Genomic DNA, 19,168 nt, shown 5'->3' on the forward strand with positions numbered 1-19,168 from the left:
CCGGTCGTCTGCAGGCGGCGGGCCACGCGCGCGTGCGTGCGCAGCGCGTCCGCGAGCCCGGGCAGGACGGGCTCGCCCGCGTCGACCAGCACCCGCCCGCCGACCACCGTCGTCCACGCCCGCGCGGGTCCGCAGCGCAGCCAGGCCTCGACGGGGTCGGTGAGGGCACCGGCCAGGGCGACCTCGTGGAGGTCCCAGACGACCAGGTCGGCGCAGGCGCCGGGGCGCAGATGGCCGAGCTCGTCGGCGCGGCCCAGGCAGCGGGCCGAACCGCGGGTGGCGATGTCCAGGGCGTCCCGGGCGGTCATGGCGGCGGGTCCGCCCCGGTAGCGGCCGAGCAGCAGGGCGTTGCGCGTCTCCATCCAGAGGGAGGCGTGGTCCGTGGAGGCCGAGCCGTCGCAGCCGAGGCCCACGGGCAGTCCGAGGTCGCGCATCTCCCGCACCCGGGCGGTGCCGCCGCCGATGAGCATGTTGGAGCTGGGGCAGTGCGCGACGCCGACGCCCGCGGCTGCGAGCCGGCGCAGTTCGCCGTCGTCGGGGTAGATGCAGTGGGCGACCCAGGTGCGGTCGCTCATCCAGCCGCAGTCCTCGAAGTACTCGACGGGACGGCAGCCGTAGGTCGCCAGGCAGTAGGTGTCCTCGTCACGGTCCTCGGCGAGGTGGGTGTGCAGCCGGACGTCGTACCGCTCGGCGAGCTCGGCGGTCGCCGTCATCACCTCCTGGGTCACCGAGAAGGGCGAGCAGGGGGCGAGCGCGACCCGGATCAGGGCACCCGGTGCGGGATCGTGGTGGGCCTTGATCAGCCGTTCGCTGTCGGCGAGGACCTCGTCGGTGGTCTGCGTGACGCTCCGGGGCGGCAGTCCGCCGTCCTCGACGGAGCGGGTCATCGAGCCGCGGGTGGCGTGGAAGCGGAAGCCGATGTCGCGGGCCGCGCGGATCTCGGCGTCGACCAGGCCGGGGCGCGGATGCACATAGAGGTGGTCGGAGGAGGTGGTGCAGCCGCCCATGAGGAGTTCCGCCATACCGACGTACGCGGAGATGTAGGCGGCCTCCTCGTCGAGGGCGGCCCACAGGGGGTAGAGGGTGGTCAGCCAGTCGAAGAGGGAGCCGCCCACGGCAGGGGCGTAGGAGCGGGTGAGGTTCTGGTAGATGTGGTGGTGGGTGTTGACGAGGCCGGGGGTGACGAGCCGTCCGGACGCGGACAGGACCGTACGGGCCTCGGGCTCGCTGCCGGCCGTTCCGACCGCGGTGACCCGACCACCGGCTAGGGCCACCCAGCCGCCCGGGATCTCCTGCCCGCCGTCCACGACGAGCAGTCCGGCGTCCCTGACCAGCAGATCAACAGCAGACGGCATGGGCTCATCGTAGGTGCCGGGCAGCGCAGAGGCCTGGTGATTCGTCGGACCACCCACGTACGGTGTGATCATCCGCACCTTCCCTTCGCCAAGGCGGTTGTTGATGGCCCTGTTCGACCTTCCCCTCGACGAGCTCCGGGAACACCGCAGCGAGTCGGTGGCACCCGACGACTTCGACGCCTTCTGGTCCAGGACGCTCCAGGAGGCCCGCGAGCACGATCTCGACGCCCGCTTCGAGCCGGTCGACACCGGGCTGTCCACGGTCGACGTCCACGACGTGACGTTCGCCGGGTTCGGCGGCCACCCGGTCAAGGGCTGGCTGCGGCTGCCGGCCGGCGCCACCGGACCGCTGCCGCTGGTCGTGGAGTTCGTCGGGTACGGCGGCGGGCGCGGGCTGCCGCACGAGAACCTGCTCTGGGCGTCGACGGGACGGGCGCACTTCACGATGGACACCCGGGGCCAGGGCAGCGCCTGGGGCGGCGGGGGCGCCACGGCCGACCCGGTGGGCGGCGCGCCGGCGTATCCCGGGTTCATGACGCGGGGCATCGACGCGCCGGAGAACTACTACTACCGGCGGGTGTTCACGGACGCGGTGCGGGCCGTGGAGGCGGCCCGTTCGCACCCGCTGACCGACGCGACGCGGACCGTGGCGCTCGGGGCCAGCCAGGGCGGCGGGATCACCCTCGCCGTCGGCGGTCTGGTCCCGGACCTGGTCGCGGTCGCCCCCGACGTGCCGTTCCTGTGCGACTTCCCGCGCGCCACCACGCTGACGGACCGTCACCCTTACCGGGAGATCGCTCTGTTCCTCAAGACCCACCGCGGCCGGTCGGCGGACGTGCAGCGAACCCTCTCCTACTTCGACGGTGTGCACTTCGCGGCGCGCGGCCGGGCCCCGGCGCTGTTCTCGGCGGCCCTGGAGGACCAGACCTGCCCGCCCTCCACGGTCTACGCGGCCTTCAACTCCTGGGCGCACGAGGACAAGACGATCGAGGTGTACGACTACAACGACCACGAGGGCGGCGGCCCGTACCACGAGGCGGCGAAGGTGCGCTGGCTGCGCTCGTACGTCTGAGGAGGCGGCGGAGATGGACACGCGCGAGGCCGCCGAGCGGTTCGTCCGGGTCTGGGAGCGGAGCTGGGCCGCGCACGACGTGGACGCGCTGCTCGCCCTGTACAGCGAGGACTGTGTGCACCGCTCGATGCCGTTCCGCGCCCCGCACCGGGGGCGGGACGAACTCGCCGCCTATCTGCGCTGGTCGTTCGAGGCGGAGCGGGTGACGGACGTCCGCTTCTCGGCGCCGCTGGTGGGCCCGGACGGGGTCGCGGCGGCGGAGTTCCGGGTGCGGTCGGAAGAAGGGGGTACGGCGGCCACGCTGGCGGGGTGCGTGTTCGTGCGCTTCGACGCGCGGGGACTCGCGGTGGAGACCCGCGACTACTGGCACACCGCCGAGGGGCACCAGGAGCCGGCCGGGCGGCTCTTCCTCCTCTGACCTTCCCTCCAGTCCGACCAGTCGGTACGTTCGGGATGCCCGGGCCGCAGCGTCGCGGTCCGGGTTTTCCGGCGTACGACGGAGGACGCATGTCCGAGCACGAGCCACAGCCACACGTCCACGGCCAGTGCGAAACGCGTTTCGCGGCGGTGCGGGAGGCGTTCGAGGAGAACTTCCGGGACCAGGAGGAGCTGGGTGCCGCCGTCGCGGTGACGGTCGGCGGCGAGACCGTGGTGGATCTCTGGGGCGGCTGGGCGGATCCGGCTCGCACCCTGCCGTGGGAGCGCGACACCCTGGTCAACGTCTGGTCCACCACCAAGGGCCCGGTGGCCCTGTGCGCGCACATCCTGGCCGACCGGGGGCTGCTCGACCTCGACGCGCCGGTGGCCGCCTACTGGCCCGAGTTCGCGGCGGCCGGCAAGGAGCGGGTCCTGGTCCGCCATCTGCTGTCGCACCGCGCGGGACTGTCCGGGCTGCGCGAGCCGCACTCGCTCCAGCAGCTGTACGACTGGGAGCTGACGACCGCGCGGCTGGCGGCGACGGAGCCCTGGTGGGACCCGGGGACCAGGTCCGGGTATCACGCGCTGACCTACGGCTTCCTGGTCGGCGAGGTGGTGCGGCGGGTGTCGGGGCTGCTGCCGGGGGCATTCCTGGAGCGGGAGGTCACCGGTCCGCTGGGGATCGACTTCACCGTCGGGCTGCCGGAGAAGGAATCGGGCCGGGCGGCCGAACTGATGCATCCCCGGGTCCTGCCGGACAGCGAACAGGCTGCGATCTTCAGCCAGTTGGCGCCGGCCGCCGTCGCCGCCCTGGCCAACCCGGGGGTGGGCGCGAGTGCGGCGAACACCCCCGAGTGGCGGGCGGCCGAGATCCCGGCGGCCAACGGGCACGGCACGGCCCGGGCGGTCGCGGCGCTGTACGGGGTGTTCGCCGGCCGGGGCGAGTTCGGCGGCCGGCGCGTGCTGTCGCCGGAGGCGGCCGAGCGGGTGCGGGAGGGCCAGGGCAGCTGCCGTGACCTGGTGCTGGGCGCGGGTTTCGAGGACGAGACCGAGGTCGGCCTCGGGCTCTGGCTGAGCGGGTCGAACGGCTCGTACGGGCCGAACCCACGCGCCTGCGGGCACGACGGGTTCGGCGGCTCCTGCGGGTTGGCCGACCCGGAAGCAGGCGTCTCCCTCGGATACGTCATGAACCGCATGGGGCCGCGGATCGCCGACGACCCCCGCAAGACAGCCCTGGTCAACGCCGTTTACGCGAGTCTGTGAGGCCCGTTCGGTTTCGGCCGAACCCGGCGGCCGCTCTTCCCTGATGGTTTAGACCAATGCTAGATGTGGTCGCGGAACGAACCCGCACGGCTACGTCTTGTCATCGGGCCCGTCGGCAGGCGTCAGCACGCCTGTCCGCGTGCCCGGTGACCAAGCCCTGTCACCCACAGGAGGCGCGGCATGGCCCGCACCACCCCGCACGACCACTCCGAGAGCGAAGGGCAGCCCCTGTACTGGCGGATCGCGACACAACTCCTCGGCGAACTGCGCGACGGCACCCTGCCCCCGGGTGAACGGCTGCCCGCGGAACGGCAGTTGGCACAGCACTTCGGGGTCAGCCGGGAGACCGTCCGGCAGGCGCTGGAGGTGCTGCGGCACAGCGGACTGGTGGCCACCGACCGGCGCGGCAGCCACGCGACGCTGCACGGCCGTCCGGTGGAGAGCGCGGTCTCGCTGGCCTTCCCGGTGGGCGCCGGGACCACGGAACACGGCGCGGTCGACCGGGCCACGGTCACCTGGGAGGAGCCGCCGCCCGAGCACGCGGCGGCGCTGGGGCTGGCCCCGCACCGGCCGACCCTGGTGCACCGCTACGAGTCCGCCTCCCCCGACGGACACGCCCTGCGCACCGCCGTGACCTCGTTCTCGACCGTGGCCCTGACCGAGGTCGAGGAACTCGGACGCTACCGGGACCGGGCCGACGGCTGTACCGCCGCGCAGCTGCGCCGGGCCTACGACTGGATGCGCAAGGCCGGCCTCACCCTGCACCACCGGGACTCCATCACCCAGGTCGCGGACGCGTCCTCGGTCCGGGTGACCCGCCGGGTGCACGACCAGTACGCCCGCCCGCTGGAGATCACCGACCTGGTGGTGGACGCCCAGCAGGACACTCTGGTCTACGAGTTCACGGTCCCTGCCTCAGGCTGACCGCGCCGGGCCACGACCAGCCGGGCACGTGGGCTGCCGTCGTCGCGCTCGCCGAACTCGGGCAGCACGGACAGTTCCACGGAGAACCCCGCCCGCGCCAACTCCCCCAGTACGGACCCGAGTCGGAAGGCCCGGTAGTACATGACGAACGGCGGCCGCCACAGGGCGTTGCGCACCCGCATCACGGCGTCGAAGCCCAGCAGCATCCAGAACCCGGGGCTGGTGGGCCGCGGCGGCGCGAGCACCGGGAAGGCGAAGGTGCCGCCCGGCCGCAGCACCGCGTGCACCTGGTCGAAGAGGCCGGGCAGCTCCCGGGGCAGGAAGTGCCCGAACGCCCCGAAGCTGACGACCAGGTCGAAGGCGGGCCCGAACGGCAGGGCCCGGGCGTCGCCGCGCACATAGGTGACGTCCGGGCCCTCGGGCGGGGTCTGCCTGCGGGCGACCTCCAGCATGCCGGCGCTGAAGTCGACCCCGGTGACGCTGTGCCGGCACACCCGGGCCAGCACGTCGGTACCGGCTCCGGTCCCGCAGCACAGGTCGAGGCCGTCCTCGAACGGACCGAGCGGCATGAGCGCCTTCGCGACCGCCTCAAGGACCGAGTCGGGTGTCCTGAAGGGGGTGTGGTCGAACTTCGGGGCCAGCAGGTCGTAACCGCGCTCGACGGAGGACAGGGCCTGGACGGTGAGTTCACGGAGGCTCGGGCCTTCGGGGCTGAACATCCGGCCAGCTTACGGGAGCTCCCGCTGCCGGGCGCGGAGGAGGCGCGGACCGTGGAAGAGACCGCGCCTCCTGTCTGGTGTCACGCTACGGCGCCGGGCATCAGGCCACGGTGAGTGTGAGGGCGCCCGTGTAGGTGGTGCCCGCGGTGATCGCCGTCTCGGTGCCGTCGACCGTCAGCTTCACGGCCTTGCCGCGCGGTGCGTTCACGGCCGCGTCGGCCGCGAGGGTGAGGCTGGTCAGGTACGACGTCCCGGTGACCGTCCAGGTGGAGCCGCTGTCCAGCTTCACCACGACGCCGTTGTTGACGGCGGCCTGCGTGGTGTTGATGACGATGCCCAGTTCGTAGAAGGCGGACGAGTCGATGGAGGACACCCGGTGCTTGGCCCTGGTCGCCGAGATGACGCCCTCGACGGACGAGTCCTCGAAAGTGAGGACCATGTTCTTGCCGTTGCGCATGCCGTTGTAGAAGTCGCCCTTCAGCCTGATGGAGCTGAAGGTGGCGGCGCCGTCGGTGGAGTGGACGGCGGTGACGTCGAAGGAGGAGTTCTTCACCGGGTCGGTGGTGGGCTCGGTGTAGACGCCGACGTTCATCATCTTGCCGTTGACGGGAACCGGACCCGGGTCGTCCAGCTCGATCATCTGCAGGATGACGCCGTCGCGCGGGTTGAGCCGGGCCCCCTTGGAGCCGTCGACCGAAATGGTGGTCTGCTGGCCCTTGTTGAGGAAGGTGGCCCGCTCGGAGTTGATGACGGTGCCGCCGTCCAGGGTGAGTTGACCGGCGCCGAAGAACATGTAGCCGAAGTGGCCGGAGTTCACCTCCGTGCTCCGCTCCGGGATCCCCCGCAACTCGGCGTTGGACAGGCCGAGTTCCAGCTCGGTGTTGAGGGCGGCGACGGCCTCGCGGGTGCTGTCGCCGTAGTGCACGACGGCGGCCGGCCCGGCGATGATCGTCGCGTAGGAGCCGACGTCGAAGCGGGAGCCGAGGACGCGGACGGTGGCGTCGCCGATGGCGTAGGTGCCGTAGCCGTAGTCGCCGGTGTTGCCGACATGGCTGTTGATCGCGGTCAGCTTCAGGCCGCTGCCGCCCTCGACCGACAGCGCGCCCCAGGTCTCGGAGAACACGGTCGAGTTGAGGTAGGTGGCGATGCTGTTCTTGCCGATCAGGTTGGTGGCGCGGACGTTGCCGTCCAGGCCCAGCATCCAGGGCACCGACTCCATGTACGGGGTCTCGACGGTGGCCTGGTAGTCGGCGGGCAGGACGCCGTTGCGGGCGCGCAGGAAGGAGTCCTTGACGAGGACGTTGGCGCCGTTGTCGGCGATGACGGTGGTGCGGACCACGCCCTTGTTGCTGATCCGGGCGCCGTCCACGACCAGCCTGGTCGCGGAGCCGTCGCCGACCACGGCCGCGCCGTACCCGGCGAAGTCCGAACGGCCGTTGCCGTCGAGGGTGATGGTGGGGCTCTGGAGGGTGTAGCTGCCGCTCTCGACGTAGACGCCGGTGAAGCACTCGCCGGTGGACGCGATCGACACGTTGCGGGCGGCCGTGTCGGTGACCTTGCCGCCGCGTACGGCGGACAGCACGGACTTGGCGGAGTCGACCCCGTCCGAACCGACGTACAGGGCCTGCCGGAACGGGAAGGTCAGCGTCTGGTAGGTGACGTCGTTGGACTCGGCGACCGTGAGGACGACGTCACCGCGGTAGGTGCCGGCCTGGACGAGGGTCCCGGTGGCGCCGGTCGCGGTGAGCAGCTGGCCGGTCTCCACCCCGTCGACGGTGAGGCTGATGTCGTACCCGTCCGGGGCGACGATCCTGCCGCCGTCGCCGATGGTCAACTCACTGACCTTGGTGGTCGCGGCGAGTTCGTAGGTCTCCCCCGCGGCGACGGAGATCGTCCTGCCCGGCGCCTTCGGCGCTGCGGTGGCGGTGCCGGAGGCGACCGGGACGAGCACAGCCGCTGTCGCGGCGGAACCGGCGATCAGGAACGAGCGTCGGGATGTCAGCGTCATTGCAGGCCTTTCCACGGGTGGAGTGCGCCGTCGCGCAGAGTCACGGGTCGCCGGTCGGAACCAGGGCGACGAAGGCACCAGAGGTGCACGGGTGGGAGTGAATCAGCCTCGGTAAACCCGGGACAGGGCTTGCACATACGCATCCCGGAACCCGATGCCTCGGATCGTGCCGCCCACTTCATGGCGCTCACACAGAGTGGCCACAGTCCCCGGCGCCGGGCACGCACGACGGCGAGGTGGACGGCCCGCGCGCCGTCCACCTCGCCGGGTCCCTGCAGCTGATCTACGCCGGTGCGATCATCCCCGCCGACAGGTCGATGTCGGCCCCGCACAGTCCCGGCATCGCCAGCATGGCGACCAGCGCCCGCGCGACCTCGTCCTCCTCCACCAGCCGGCCGAGCGCGGCCCGGGAGGCGAAGTCCCGTTCCGCCTCCTCGACGGAGCAGCCGGTGAGTTCTGCGGTGAGCCGGAAGTTGCGGTCCATGCGGGGTCCCCGGACCGGGCCCGGGGAGAGGGAGTTGACCGCGACGCCGTGCGGGCCCACCTCGCCCGCCAGGGTCCGGGTGAGGCCGATCAGCGCCATCTTGGAGGCGGTGTAGGGCGTGCGGTTGAGCAGCGGGCGCTTGCCGCTGACCGAGGCGACGTTGACGATGTCGCCCCGTCCGGCGGCGAGCATGGGCGGCAGGAACGCCCGGCACATGAGGTAGACACCGCGTACGTTGGCGGCGAACACGTCGTCCCACTCGTCGGGTTCGATGTCGACGAGCGGCCGCACCGGTCCCGCGACGCCGGCGTTGTTGACGAGCAACGACACCTCCTCGTCGGCGAGTTCCGCGGCCAGCGCGCGCACGGCGGCGGGGTCGGAGACGTCGCACACCGCCGTGCGGGCCGCTTCCCCGGCCTTGGCCGCCGCCTCCGCGAGGGCCTGCTCGTTCCGGCCGACGAGGATCACCCGGGCCCCGGCGTCGGCGAGCGCCGGCGCGAAAGCCCGGCCCAGCGGCCCTCCCCCGCCGGTGACCAGGGCCGTACGGCCGTCCAGGCTCACGCTTCGTTCCACGGCAGCGCGTCGCCCGCGGCCCTCGCGGCCCGTACGTCACCCGAGCGGGCGTGGCCCTCGAACAGCTCGACCCGGGACGCGCGCCCGCACAGCCGCCCGAGCAGGGCCTGCGAGGCGGTGTCGGTGACCTCCTGGTAGGTGACCGTCTTGAGGTACTTGCCCACCCACAGGCCGCCGGTGTAGCGGGCGGCACCACGTGTGGGCAGCACATGGTTGGTGCCGATGACCTTGTCGCCGAACGACACACAGGTGCCCTCGCCGAGGAACAGGGCGCCGTACTGGGTCATCCGCTCCAGCGCGAGGCGCGGCTCCGCGGTCAGCACCTCGACGTGTTCGAAGGCGAACGCGTCGGCGAGTTCGTACAGTTCGTCGACCGAGCCGACGACGTGCACCTGGCCGTGGTTGCGCCAGGCGGGCTCCGCGTAGTCGCGGGTGGGCATGCCGGGCAGGAGACGCTCCACCTCGGCGATGGTCCGCTCGGCGACCTCGCGGGAGGTGGTGATCAGGACCGCCGGGGAGTCCGGGCCGTGCTCGGCCTGGGAGAGCAGGTCGACCGCGCAGACGAACGGGTCCGCCTGGTCGTCGGCGAGGACCAGGATCTCGGTGGGTCCGGCGAACAGGTCGATGCCGATCTCGCCGAACAGCTGGCGCTTGGCCTCGGCGACATAGGCGTTGCCGGGGCCCGCGATCAGGTTGACCGGTTCCATGGTGTCGGTGCCCACGGCCATCGCGGCCACCGCCTGGACGCCGCCGAGCAGCCAGATCTCGTCGGCGCCCGCGAGGTGCATGGCGGCGACGGTGGCGGCGGGGATCTCGCCGTGGATCGGCGGGGTGCAGGCGACCACCCGCGGTACACCCGCCACCTTGGCGGTGACGATGGTCATGTGGGCGGAGGCGGTGAGCGGGTAGCGGCCGCCGGGGATGTAGGCGCCGGCCGCCTGTACCGGGATGTGCTTCTGGCCGAGCTTCACGCCCGGCAGGGTCTCCACCTCGAACTCGCCCATCGAGTCCAGCTGGTGGCGGGCGAAGGTGCGGACCTGCTCCTGCACGAACCTGATGTCGTCGATGACCTGCTGCGGCACCGAGGCGACGATCTTGTCGACCTCCTCCGCGCTCAGCCGGAAGGAGTCGGGGCTCCACTTGTCGAACTTCTCGGAGTACTCGCGGACGGCCGCGTCACCGCGCTCGCGGATATTCGCGATGACACCGGCGACCGTCTCGCGCACCTGGTCGAGGGAGGCGGCCACCTCGGCCTCGGGCACGGCGTGCTTCAGGATCTCTGCCACAACTGCGGCCTTTCTCAAAGGATTTCGGCTCGGAGGGGGTCACACCGGGGGCGCTTCGAAGAGCACGTCCGGGTCGTTGAACTGCTCCTTGGCGACCGACTCGCTCATCGGGTCGGCGGTGCCCCACTGGTCCTGGGTGATCGGGTCGTCCACGTCATGCCGGCCGGGGTGCCACAGGTCCTCTTCGAGGACGGCGAGCTCGGTGGTGTACTCGACGGTGTTGCCGTGCGGGTCGTGGAAGTAGGAGAAGGTGTTGTCGCCGGCCAGGTGCCGTCCCGGGCCCCAGGTGAGCCGGGTTCCGGCGCGCAGCGCACGCCCGGTGCCGCGCATGTACTCCTCCACCCCCCGCATCTCGAAGGAGGCATGGTGCAGCGACACATGGGGCCCGCGCGCGATGGCGAAGGAGTGGTGCAGCGGACTGCACCGCAGGAAGTACATGAGGTCGCCCATGTGCGTGGAGTACAGGGTGTCGGTGAGCCGGAACCCGAGGTTCTGGATGTAGAAGTCCCGCAGCCCCTCCGGGTCCTGGGAGTTGACCACACAGTGCGAGAGTCGTACCGGAATGGCCTCCCGCTCCTCGATCTTCCGGTGGGTGCGGGTGGCCACGTCGGCCGAGACCTCGACGACCCGCCCGTCGGGGTCGAAGAACCGCAGCCCGTAGCCGCCGCCGGGGGTGTCCAGCGCCCGCGGCTCGTGGACGGTCTGCACCCCGGCCCGTCCCAGCCGCACCGCGAGTTCGTCCACCGCCGCCGGTGACACCGCGCCGAAGGCGACGAGGTCCATCCGCTTCCGCTCGTCCTCGCGGATGCGCACGATGTACTGCTCGGGGCTGCCCTCGGCGGCGAAGAACGCGATGCCGCTGTCGTTCGCGACCTCGGTCAGGCCCCAGGTGGTGCCGTAGAAGGCGCGCTGGGTGGCGAAGTCCGGTACGGCCAGGTCGACATGGCGCAGATGGGTGATGGGCTGGAAGCTCATGCGTGGCTCCTGACGGTGTTGCGCTGGCGGCCGAGGCCGGTGATCTCCGCGTCGATCACGTCTCCGGACCTGAGGAAGACCCCCCAGTGCGCACCGTTGCCGGCCGGGGAGCCGGTGAGCAGCAGGTCGCCGGGGCGCAGGGTGGTGGTCGTGGAGGCGTAGGCGATCAGCCGGGGAATGTCGAAGATCATGTCCTTGGTGGACTCGTCCTGCCGGACCACCCCGTTGTGCCGGAGTGTGATCCGCAGGTCGCCCGGGTCGCCGACGAAGTCCGCGGGGACCAGGAACGGCCCGGTCGGCAGGAAGGTGTCGGCGTTCTTGGCGGTGAACCAGTCGGTGCCGATGGCCTTCAGGTCGGGCCGGTAGAGCCGGTCACGGGTGGTGAGGTCGTTGCTGATCGTGTAGCCGGCGACGTACGACATCGCGTCCTCGACCGGAATGTTCTTCCCGGATCTGCCGATGACCAGGGCGAGTTCGAGCTCCCAGTCGTGCTGTTCGCCGAGCGCGGGCAGCACGACGTCGTCGTACGGTCCGCACAGCGCGCGCGGTGAGCCGAGGAAGATGTAGGGGACGCCGTCGCGGATCCGCTCGTCCATCATCTTCTCGGCGTCGGCGCGGGCCTCCTCGGGGGTGGCGCCGTGCACGCTCTCCTTCTCGGCGGCGACCAGGTCGGCCACGTGCTTGCGGTAGTTGGCACCGCTCTGCAGGATCTGGCCCGGTTCGATCGGCGTCAGGACCCGCAGGTCGGACAGGTTGTGCCAGGCGCCGTCGGTGGCCGCGGCCAGCTCGTGCAGCCGGGGCAGCCAGGTGTCCCAGTCCTCGACCAGCGCGCGTACCGACGGGGCGGCGCCGGAGAGGTCGCGGACCCGCGTGCCGGCGACCAGGCCGGGGAAGGCGGCCGCTCCGTCGCTGAAGGTGCCGAGCGCGAAGGGTCCGGCGTGGGAGGGGGAAGGTTCGGGCACGGGCGGCTCTCCTCGTACGGGTGGGGGCTCGCCTTCGACGCTAGGCATCGCGCCCGGTCGGCGGAAATGGCCGTTCACGATGGCTGCCATCGCCCGCGCACTCCGCCGCGGCCTGCGCCGATGTGCGGCTCCGCGGCGGGGACCGCCATCGCCGTCGGGGATGGATGACGTCCCCCTTGTCGATGCCTCGATCCGTTGACCCTGCACCTACCGCCGATCAGGCTCGATGCCACCCCGAACCGAGGAGCGCACCGTGGTAGTCGAGCACGCCGAGCTGACCGTCCAGGAAGGCCGGGAAGCGGAATTCGAGGAGGTCTTCGGCAAGGCCCGCGAGGTGCTCGCCGAGGCGGACGGGTTCCGCTGGGCCGAGCTGCCGCGCTGCGCGGAGCGGCCTCGGACCTTCCTGCTGCTCGTCGGCTGGGCCTCGGTCGAGGCGCACACGGTCGGCTTCCGGGACTCGGAGCGGTTCGCGCGCTGGCGGGCCCTGGCCGGCCCGTTCTTCGCCGCCCCGCCGGCCGTCGAGCACTACCACGAGCTGGGTCCCCGCTTCACCGGCTGAAAGCTGCTGACCCCCACCATCTGTCTTTCTACTTTCGCAAGGATCGCCCATGCCCGTGAACAAGGTGCTCGTCGTCGGCGGCGGCATCACCGGAAGCGTGCTGTGTCTCGCCCTCGCCCAGCGCGGGGTCGGGGTGGAGCTCGTCGAGGTCTCGCCCCAGTGGTTCGGGGTGGGCCATGGCATCACCATCCAGGGCAACGCGCTCAAGGCGCTGCGTTCGGTCGGCGTGCTGGACCGGGTGCTGGCCCGGGCGGTGCCGTTCGACCTCATGCGGCTGCGCCGGGCGGACGGCGGTCTGATCACCGAGCTGGAGACCCCGCACACCGGCGGCGCCGACCTGCCGTCCACGGCGGGTGCACTCCGCTCGGACCTGCAGAACGCGCTGTGCGACGCGGTGTACGCGCACGGCGTCACGGTCCGCCTGGGCCTGAGCGTGCGCGGCCTCGACCAGTCCGCCGACCATGTGGACGTGACGTTCACCGACGGCTCCGCCGGCCGCTACGACCTGGTGGTCGGTGCGGACGGCATCAACTCGGCGATGCGCGCGCTCATCGGGATCTCGGCGAAGCCGCGCCCCGTCGGCATGTCGATCTTCCGGGTGGTGGCCCGGCGCCCCGCCGAGATGGACTGCGCCGAGGTGTACTACGGCGGTCCGCGCTACAAGGCCGGCTACAGCCCGATCTCCGACGACCAGTGCTACGCCTACCTCCTCGACGAGAACCTGGACGCCGCCCTCATCGGCCCACGGGCCTCGCTGGACCTGCTGCGCGAGCGCGGCGCCGGGTACGGCGGCACCTGGGGGAAGATACTTGCCTCGCTGCCGGACGACACGGCGGTGGACTACCGCTGGATCGAGGCGGTACTGGTCGACGAGGACTGGCACCGGGGCCGGGCCATGGTGGTCGGGGACGCGGCGCACGCCTGTCCGCCGCTGATCGCGCAGGGTGCCGCGATGTGCATGGAGGACGCGGTGCTGCTGGCCGAGCTGGTCACCGCCGACGAGCCGGTGGACAGGGCCCTGGCACGGTTCATGGCCCGGCGGCTGCCCCGCGTCCGCATGGTGCTGGACAACTCTCTCCAGCTCGCCGAGTGGGAGATCCACCCGGACACCCCGGGCGCGGACCCGGCCCGGATCATGTCGGAGACGCTCTCCTCCCTGACGGTGGCCGCATGAGCACGCCCGTCGTCGACTTCCACGGCCATCTCGCGGTCCCCGGGGCCGACGCCCTGGTGGCCGGCACCGCGGGCTTCGCGGCCGAGCTGGCCGCCGAGCAGCGCGCCCACTCCGCCGAGTCGCTGGCCGCCAACCGGGCCCAGCTCCAGCGTCTGGCCGGAAGGCTGACGGATGTGGACATGCGGCTCGCCGACCTCGACGCGATGGGCGTCGACCTGCAGGTGGTCGGCCCGATGCCCATGCACCACTACTGGGCCGGCCCCGGTCTCGCGGTGCAACTGGCCCGTACCGTCAACGAGGCGGTGGCCGCGCACTGCGCGGCCGCGCCCGGCCGGCTCTACGGCCTCGGCACGGTACCGCTCCAGCACCCGGACCTCGCGGTCGCCCTGCTGGACAAGGCGGTCACCGAGCTGGGCCTGTACGGCATCAGCGTCTCCACCACCGTCGAGGGCCGCGAGCTGGCCGACCCCGTGCACGACGACGTCTGGCTGAAGGCCGAGGAGCTGGGTGCGGTCGTCTTCGTCCACCCCTGGGGCTGCTCGCTCGGCGAGCGGCTCGCCTCGCAGTATCTCGGCAACACGGTCGGCCAGCCCGCCGAGACCGCGGTCGCGCTCTCCCACCTGATCTTCACGGGGGTCCTGGACCGGTTCCCGCGCCTGAAGCTGGTGGCCGCGCACGGCGGCGGCTATCTGCCGACGTACATCGGCCGCTCCGACCACGCCTGGCGGGTCCGGCCGGACGCCCGCGGCTGCGCCGAGCCGCCCAGCTCCTATCTGCGGCGGATGTGGTTCGACGCCCTCGTCTACACGCCTCGCGCGCTGCGCCATCTGGTCGAGGAGGTGGGCGCGGACCGGGTGGTGCTCGGCACCGACCACCCGTTCGACATGGGGGTGACGGACCCGGTGGCCCGTCTGGACGCGGCCGGCCTCGCCCCGGCCGCACGGGACGCGATCGCCGGGGGCAACGCCCTCGATCTGCTGCTGAAAGGACACACCCGATGACCCTGGGTCCCCTGGAGGAAGAGCTGGCCAAGGCCCGCGCCGCCTACCGCAACCGGGGGCGCTGGGGCGAGGACGACGTGCTGGGCACGCTCAACTTCATCGACGACGCGATCCGCGCGCACGCCGCGAGTCTGGTCCGGCGCGGCCGCTCCTTCTCGCTGGCCCAGGGGTTCGAGGGGTCCGGTCCGTGGCCCGGCCGCCAAGCCGTCACGCGATGGGAGGGGTTGGGCCGCGGCCACGCCACCGAGCAGGCGTGGAACGGCCGTTCGTGCACCGCCGTCGACGGCCACGGCGGCGACTGCGTGACCGGCTTCGGGCACCTGCGGGGCGCCTTCACCGGCCGCGGGGTGCTGCTCGACGTCGGCCGGGCGGTCGGCGACGCGCTCGGTGAACTCCCGGACGGCTTCGCGATATCGGAGGAGCACCTCCAGGACACCGTCGAGGCGCAGGGTGCCACCTCCAGTGTGCGCCGGGGTGACATCGTTCTCGTCCGCACCGGACAGCTCGGCCGGGTACGGCGGCTCGGCGCGTGGGACGGGTACGCGGCCGGGGACGCGCCCGGCCTGTCCTTCACCACCCTCGGCCGGCTGCACCGCACCGAGATCGCGGCCGTCGCCACCGACACCTGGGGCCTGGAGGTGCGGCCGTACGAGTTCGCCGAGCCGGCGGCCGCGCCGCTGCACCGGATCGCCATCCCCCACATGGGCCTGCCGCTGGGCGAGATGTGGGACCTGGAGACCCTGGCGGAGGACTGCGCGGCCGACGGCGTGTACGAGTTCCTGCTGGTCGCCGCGCCCCTCCCGGTCACCGGCGCGGTCGGTGCCCCCGTCAACCCCATCGCAGTCAAGTGAGCCGCCCGTGAACACGAACCGATTCTCCGGCACCCTCCACCTCCCCGGTGACGAGGACTTCGAGGAGGCCGTGTACGGCAGGGTCTTCAACGCCCGCCGCCCCGCCGACCGCACCCCCGCCGCCGTGCTGAGGGCCGTCACCGAACAGGACGTCGTCGAGGGCGTACGGCTCGCCCTGGAGCGCGGCTGGCAGGTCGCCGTCCGTTCCGGCGGGCACAGCTGGGCCGCCTGGTCGGTGCGCCGGGACGCGCTGCTGATCGACCTCGGGGGCTTCCGCGAGATGGCGTACGACGAGGCCACCGGGATCGTCACGGCCACCCCCAGCGTCCAGGGCGGTGACGAACTCAACCCGTATCTGGGTGAGTTCGGGCGCTTCTTCAACGGCGGGCACTGCCCGTCGGTCGGCATCGGCGGCTTTCTGCTCCAGGGCGGGCAGGGCTGGAACGCGCGCGGCTGGGGCTGGGCGGCCGAGAACATCGTGGCGATCGACGTCGTGACGGCCGACGGCGAGCTGGTCCGTGCCGACGAGACGCGGCACAGCGACCTGTTCTGGGCGGCGCGCGGGGCGGGCCCCGGCTTCTTCGGCGTCGTCACCCGCTTCCACCTGCGTACCCGCCCCCTCCCCCGGCATCTCGCCCACACCGTGCACGCCTATCCGCTCGACCTCTTCGACGAGGTCATGACCTGGCTGCACGGCATCCACCACACGGTTTCCGACCTGGTGGAGATCGTCGCCCTCACCCAGACCCCGCCCGGCCTCGACGGGCCGGTGCTGCTGGTCACCGGGGTCTCGATGACCGACAGCCCGCAGGAGGCGGCCGAGGCGCTCGCGCCGCTGCACGCCAATCCGTACGCCGACCGGGCCCTGTTCCGCATCGAGGCGCAACCCACCACGATCGCCGAGCAGTTGACCGGGCAGCGCACCGCCAACCCCGAAGGCCACCGCTACTTCGTCGACAACGCCTGGCTGACCGGCAGCGCCGAGGAGGTCGTCCCGGCGATCCGCAAGGCGTTCACCGAGCACCCGACCCGGCAGACCTTCACCATCTGGTTCTCCATGGCGCCGCTGCGGCAACTCCCGGACATGGCCTTCTCGTTGCAGTCGGAGATCTACTGCGCCAGTTATGTCGTGTACGACGACCCCGGCCGGGACGCGGAGCTGCGCGGCTGGCTGGACGAGGCGATGGCGGCGATGCAGCCGGTGACCGCGGGCCAGTACCTCGGTGACTCCGACTTCACGGTACGGCAGTTGCGGTTCATGGGCGACGAGCAGTGGCGGCGGCTGAACGAGATCCGGGCCGCCCGTGACCCCAAGGGCGTGTTCGCCGGCCATCTGAGCGCCGGGACCGTCACCAACACCAACCACTGGGAGCAGTGAGCAGCCATGCGTTTCGCGACATACGAGCACGACGGCGAGGAGCGCGCCGGTGTGGTGCGGGACGGGGTGATCCACCCGCTGCCCGACGGGGTGAGCGTCCTCACCCTCGTCGAGGCGGGCGTGCTGTACGCGGCCGGGACCGAAGCCCTCGATACACCGGGCGGGTTGACGGTGGATCAGGTACGGCTGCTGCCACCGCTGAAACCGCCGTCCATCCGGGACTTCGTGGGGTTCGAGGCGCACATCGAGGGCGTGTCGAAGTCGCTGGACGGCCTGGAGCACGTCCCGGAGGAGTGGTACCGGGCGCCCAACTTCTACTTCACCAACCCCCATGCCGCCTACGGCGCCCATGACGACGTGCCGGTCCCGGCGGGGTGTTCGGTGCTGGACTTCGAGCTGGAGGTCGGTGCGGTCATCGGCCGCAGCGGCCGCGACCTGACCCCCGAGCAGGCGAGGGACCACATCATCGGCTACCTGGTCTTCAACGACTGGTCGGCCCGTGATCTGCAGAAGCCGGAGAAGAACCTCGGCCTGGGCTTCTCCAAGGGCAAGGACTTCGCCAACACGCTCGGCCCCTACCTGGTCACCGCCGACGAGGTCGAGGACCGGCGCGATGCGGACGGCTTCCTGGACCTGGAGATGACGGTCACCCTGAACGACGAGCTGATCGGCCGGGACACCCTCGCCAACGTCTCCTGGACCTTCGAGGAGATGATCGCCTACGCCAGCCGGGACGCCTGGGTGCGCCCCGGTGACATCCTCGGCTCCGGAACCTGCGGCTGGGGCGCGCTCGCGGAGTTCTGGGGCCGGCTCGGGGAGCGCACCCCGCCCCCGCTGCAGCCCGGTGACGAGGTGACGCTGACCGTCGAGGGGCTGGGCACGGTGTCCAACCGGATCGTGCCCGGGCGGGCGGACGCGTACCTCCCGCGAGCCCGCAAGAGGGGCCGCACACCACGCCCCTAGCACCCGAAGCTGTGGGGGGCCTGTGGTGCGCGCGGGCCCCCCACCTGCGGGTATCCGGCGACGGGATGCCTGGCATCGCATCTTCCTGAGAGTCGCCCCGACCCCCTTCCTCGACGGCCGTCCGCTGGTTAACCTCGCGTTTCACCGAAGCTTCAAGGACGTGGCCGGCCGGAAGGGGACACTCGTGGGTCTCGGAGCGATCGATCTCAATCTTCTGGTGGCACTGGAAGCGCTCCTGGAGGAGAAGAACGTCACCCACGCCGGTGTACGGCTGTCCACCAGCCAGTCGGCGATGAGCGGCTCGCTGGCCCGGCTGCGCCGGCACTTCAACGACGAGCTGCTGATCCGGGTGGGCCGCGAGTACGAGCTGACGCCGCTCGCGGAGCGGCTGCTGCCGGTCGTCCAGGGCTCGCTGCAGAAGGCCGAGGAGGCGCTGTCGCTGACCCGGCACTTCGACCCGGCCCGCAGCCGCCAGCGGTTCTCCGTGGTCATGTCGGACTACGTGATGACGGTGTTCGTGGAGCCGCTGCTGCGGGTGATCGCGGCCGAGGCGCCGGGTGTGCGGATCGACTTCCATCCGATCGTGGACGGGCAGCTGGAGACGGAGACGCATCTGCGCTGCCACGACCTGATGATCGTGCCGCTCGGCTACCAGCTCCCCGGGGTCAGCGAGGCCGTGATGCACGACCGGTTCGTGTGCATCGTCGACCCGGACAACCCGCGCCTGGTGGACGGCCGGCTCACCCTCCGCGACCTCGCGGAGATGCCGCACGCGGCCTGCGCCATCGGCAAGAGCCACACCCCCGCCGAGCGCCAGCTGGAGACCCTCGGGATCACCCCGAAGGTGCAGGTCAGCACGCCGGGCTTCAGTGTGCTGCCGTTCCTGGTGAGCGGTACGGACCTGGTGGCCATGGTCCCGGAGCGGCTGGCCCGCCGCTACGAGGGCTTCGCGCGCTGTGCGGTCGTACCGGCGCCGTTCCCGGACGTGCCGCTGGTGGAGGCCATGTACTGGCACCACAACCGGCACGCGGATCCGGCGCACCGCTGGCTGCGGGACACCGTGCGCAAGGTCGGGGCGGCGCTGGGCGAGGAGGCCCCGCCGGAGATCGCCGAGGCGGATGCCACCCATTCCGAGAGCGTGTTTCCGGAGCTGTCCGCGGCTTCCTAGCGTGGACGGGAGGACCTCTCCCGTACCCCTCTTGGA

Annotated in this window: 18 protein-coding genes; 11 read left to right on the forward strand and 7 right to left on the reverse strand. The window is 71.8% G+C overall.

Going from position 1 to position 19,168, the window contains the following annotated elements:
* The coding region (locus SSP29_RS39005; protein ID WP_107436341.1) for an 8-oxoguanine deaminase at positions 1–1,355 on the reverse strand (1,355 nt) is incomplete at its 3' end.
* 103 nt (positions 1,356–1,458) lie between these two features.
* Between SSP29_RS39005 and SSP29_RS39010 the strand changes: the two genes are divergently transcribed.
* The 4 genes from SSP29_RS39010 to SSP29_RS39025 all read left to right on the forward strand — a co-directional run bounded on the left by SSP29_RS39010 (position 1,459) and on the right by SSP29_RS39025 (position 5,031).
* Positions 1,459–2,427 carry an acetylxylan esterase gene (locus SSP29_RS39010; RefSeq protein ID WP_089105675.1) on the forward strand — a complete coding sequence of 323 codons (969 nt, stop codon included), beginning with the start codon at positions 1,459–1,461 and terminating at the stop codon, positions 2,425–2,427.
* Between the two features lie 13 nt (positions 2,428–2,440).
* Entirely contained in the window at positions 2,441–2,845 is a 405-nt protein-coding gene (locus tag SSP29_RS39015; protein WP_089105676.1) for a nuclear transport factor 2 family protein, read from the forward strand.
* 89 nt (positions 2,846–2,934) lie between these two features.
* Positions 2,935–4,107 carry a serine hydrolase domain-containing protein gene (locus tag SSP29_RS39020; RefSeq protein WP_089105677.1) on the forward strand — a complete coding sequence of 391 codons (1,173 nt, stop codon included), beginning with the start codon at positions 2,935–2,937 and terminating at the stop codon, positions 4,105–4,107.
* A 180-nt stretch (positions 4,108–4,287) separates the two neighbouring features.
* Positions 4,288–5,031 (forward strand): GntR family transcriptional regulator, encoded by a 744-nt coding sequence (locus SSP29_RS39025; RefSeq protein ID WP_089105678.1) that lies wholly within the window; start codon positions 4,288–4,290, stop codon positions 5,029–5,031.
* On the opposite strand, the gene SSP29_RS39030 is transcribed toward SSP29_RS39025, so the two are convergent.
* The 6 genes from SSP29_RS39030 to SSP29_RS39055 form a co-directional block, all read right to left on the reverse strand.
* Complete coding sequence (locus tag SSP29_RS39030) at positions 5,001–5,750, reverse strand: class I SAM-dependent methyltransferase (protein ID WP_089105679.1); 750 nt, start codon at positions 5,748–5,750, stop codon at positions 5,001–5,003. The two genes, SSP29_RS39025 and SSP29_RS39030, sit on opposite strands and share 31 nt — an antisense overlap.
* Positions 5,751–5,850: 100 nt before the next feature.
* The gene (locus SSP29_RS39035; RefSeq protein WP_089105680.1) at positions 5,851–7,758 is read right to left on the reverse strand and encodes a hypothetical protein; all 1,908 of its coding nucleotides are present in this window, start codon (positions 7,756–7,758) and stop codon (positions 5,851–5,853) included.
* A gap of 283 nt (positions 7,759–8,041) precedes the next feature.
* Positions 8,042–8,803, reverse strand: coding sequence for an SDR family NAD(P)-dependent oxidoreductase (locus SSP29_RS39040; RefSeq protein WP_089105681.1), 762 nt, complete (start codon positions 8,801–8,803; stop codon positions 8,042–8,044).
* Positions 8,800–10,101 (reverse strand): histidinol dehydrogenase, encoded by a 1,302-nt coding sequence (hisD, locus tag SSP29_RS39045; RefSeq protein WP_089105682.1) that lies wholly within the window; start codon positions 10,099–10,101, stop codon positions 8,800–8,802. Before hisD ends, SSP29_RS39040 begins: the two co-directional genes overlap by 4 nt.
* 39 nt (positions 10,102–10,140) lie before the next feature.
* On the reverse strand, positions 10,141–11,076 hold the full coding sequence (locus SSP29_RS39050; protein ID WP_089105683.1) for a VOC family protein: 936 nt from the start codon (positions 11,074–11,076) through the stop codon (positions 10,141–10,143).
* Positions 11,073–12,038, reverse strand: coding sequence for a fumarylacetoacetate hydrolase family protein (locus SSP29_RS39055; RefSeq protein WP_089105684.1), 966 nt, complete (start codon positions 12,036–12,038; stop codon positions 11,073–11,075). The genes SSP29_RS39050 and SSP29_RS39055 overlap by 4 nt, the downstream gene beginning before the upstream one ends.
* 253 nt (positions 12,039–12,291) lie before the next feature.
* Between SSP29_RS39055 and SSP29_RS39060 the strand changes: the two genes are divergently transcribed.
* The 7 genes from SSP29_RS39060 to SSP29_RS39090 all read left to right on the forward strand — a co-directional run bounded on the left by SSP29_RS39060 (position 12,292) and on the right by SSP29_RS39090 (position 19,132).
* The gene (locus SSP29_RS39060) at positions 12,292–12,597 is read left to right on the forward strand and encodes an antibiotic biosynthesis monooxygenase family protein (protein WP_089105685.1); all 306 of its coding nucleotides are present in this window, start codon (positions 12,292–12,294) and stop codon (positions 12,595–12,597) included.
* Positions 12,598–12,646: 49 nt separating this feature from the next.
* Entirely contained in the window at positions 12,647–13,771 is a 1,125-nt protein-coding gene (locus SSP29_RS39065) for an FAD-dependent monooxygenase (protein WP_089105686.1), read from the forward strand.
* Complete coding sequence (locus SSP29_RS39070) at positions 13,768–14,772, forward strand: amidohydrolase family protein (RefSeq protein ID WP_089105687.1); 1,005 nt, start codon at positions 13,768–13,770, stop codon at positions 14,770–14,772. Before SSP29_RS39065 ends, SSP29_RS39070 begins: the two co-directional genes overlap by 4 nt.
* Entirely contained in the window at positions 14,769–15,623 is an 855-nt protein-coding gene (locus tag SSP29_RS39075) for a cyclase family protein (RefSeq protein ID WP_089105688.1), read from the forward strand. Before SSP29_RS39070 ends, SSP29_RS39075 begins: the two co-directional genes overlap by 4 nt.
* 7 nt (positions 15,624–15,630) lie before the next feature.
* Positions 15,631–17,001 carry an FAD-binding oxidoreductase gene (locus tag SSP29_RS39080; RefSeq protein WP_089105689.1) on the forward strand — a complete coding sequence of 457 codons (1,371 nt, stop codon included), beginning with the start codon at positions 15,631–15,633 and terminating at the stop codon, positions 16,999–17,001.
* Positions 17,002–17,007: 6 nt separating this feature from the next.
* Positions 17,008–17,964, forward strand: coding sequence for a fumarylacetoacetate hydrolase family protein (locus tag SSP29_RS39085; RefSeq protein WP_089105690.1), 957 nt, complete (start codon positions 17,008–17,010; stop codon positions 17,962–17,964).
* Between the two features lie 184 nt (positions 17,965–18,148).
* Entirely contained in the window at positions 18,149–19,132 is a 984-nt protein-coding gene (locus SSP29_RS39090; RefSeq protein WP_089105898.1) for a LysR family transcriptional regulator, read from the forward strand.
* Positions 19,133–19,168: the final 36 nt, after the last annotated feature.

Source organism: Streptomyces hyaluromycini (genome assembly GCF_002217755.1).
Lineage (GTDB): Bacteria > Actinomycetota > Actinomycetes > Streptomycetales > Streptomycetaceae > Streptomyces > Streptomyces hyaluromycini.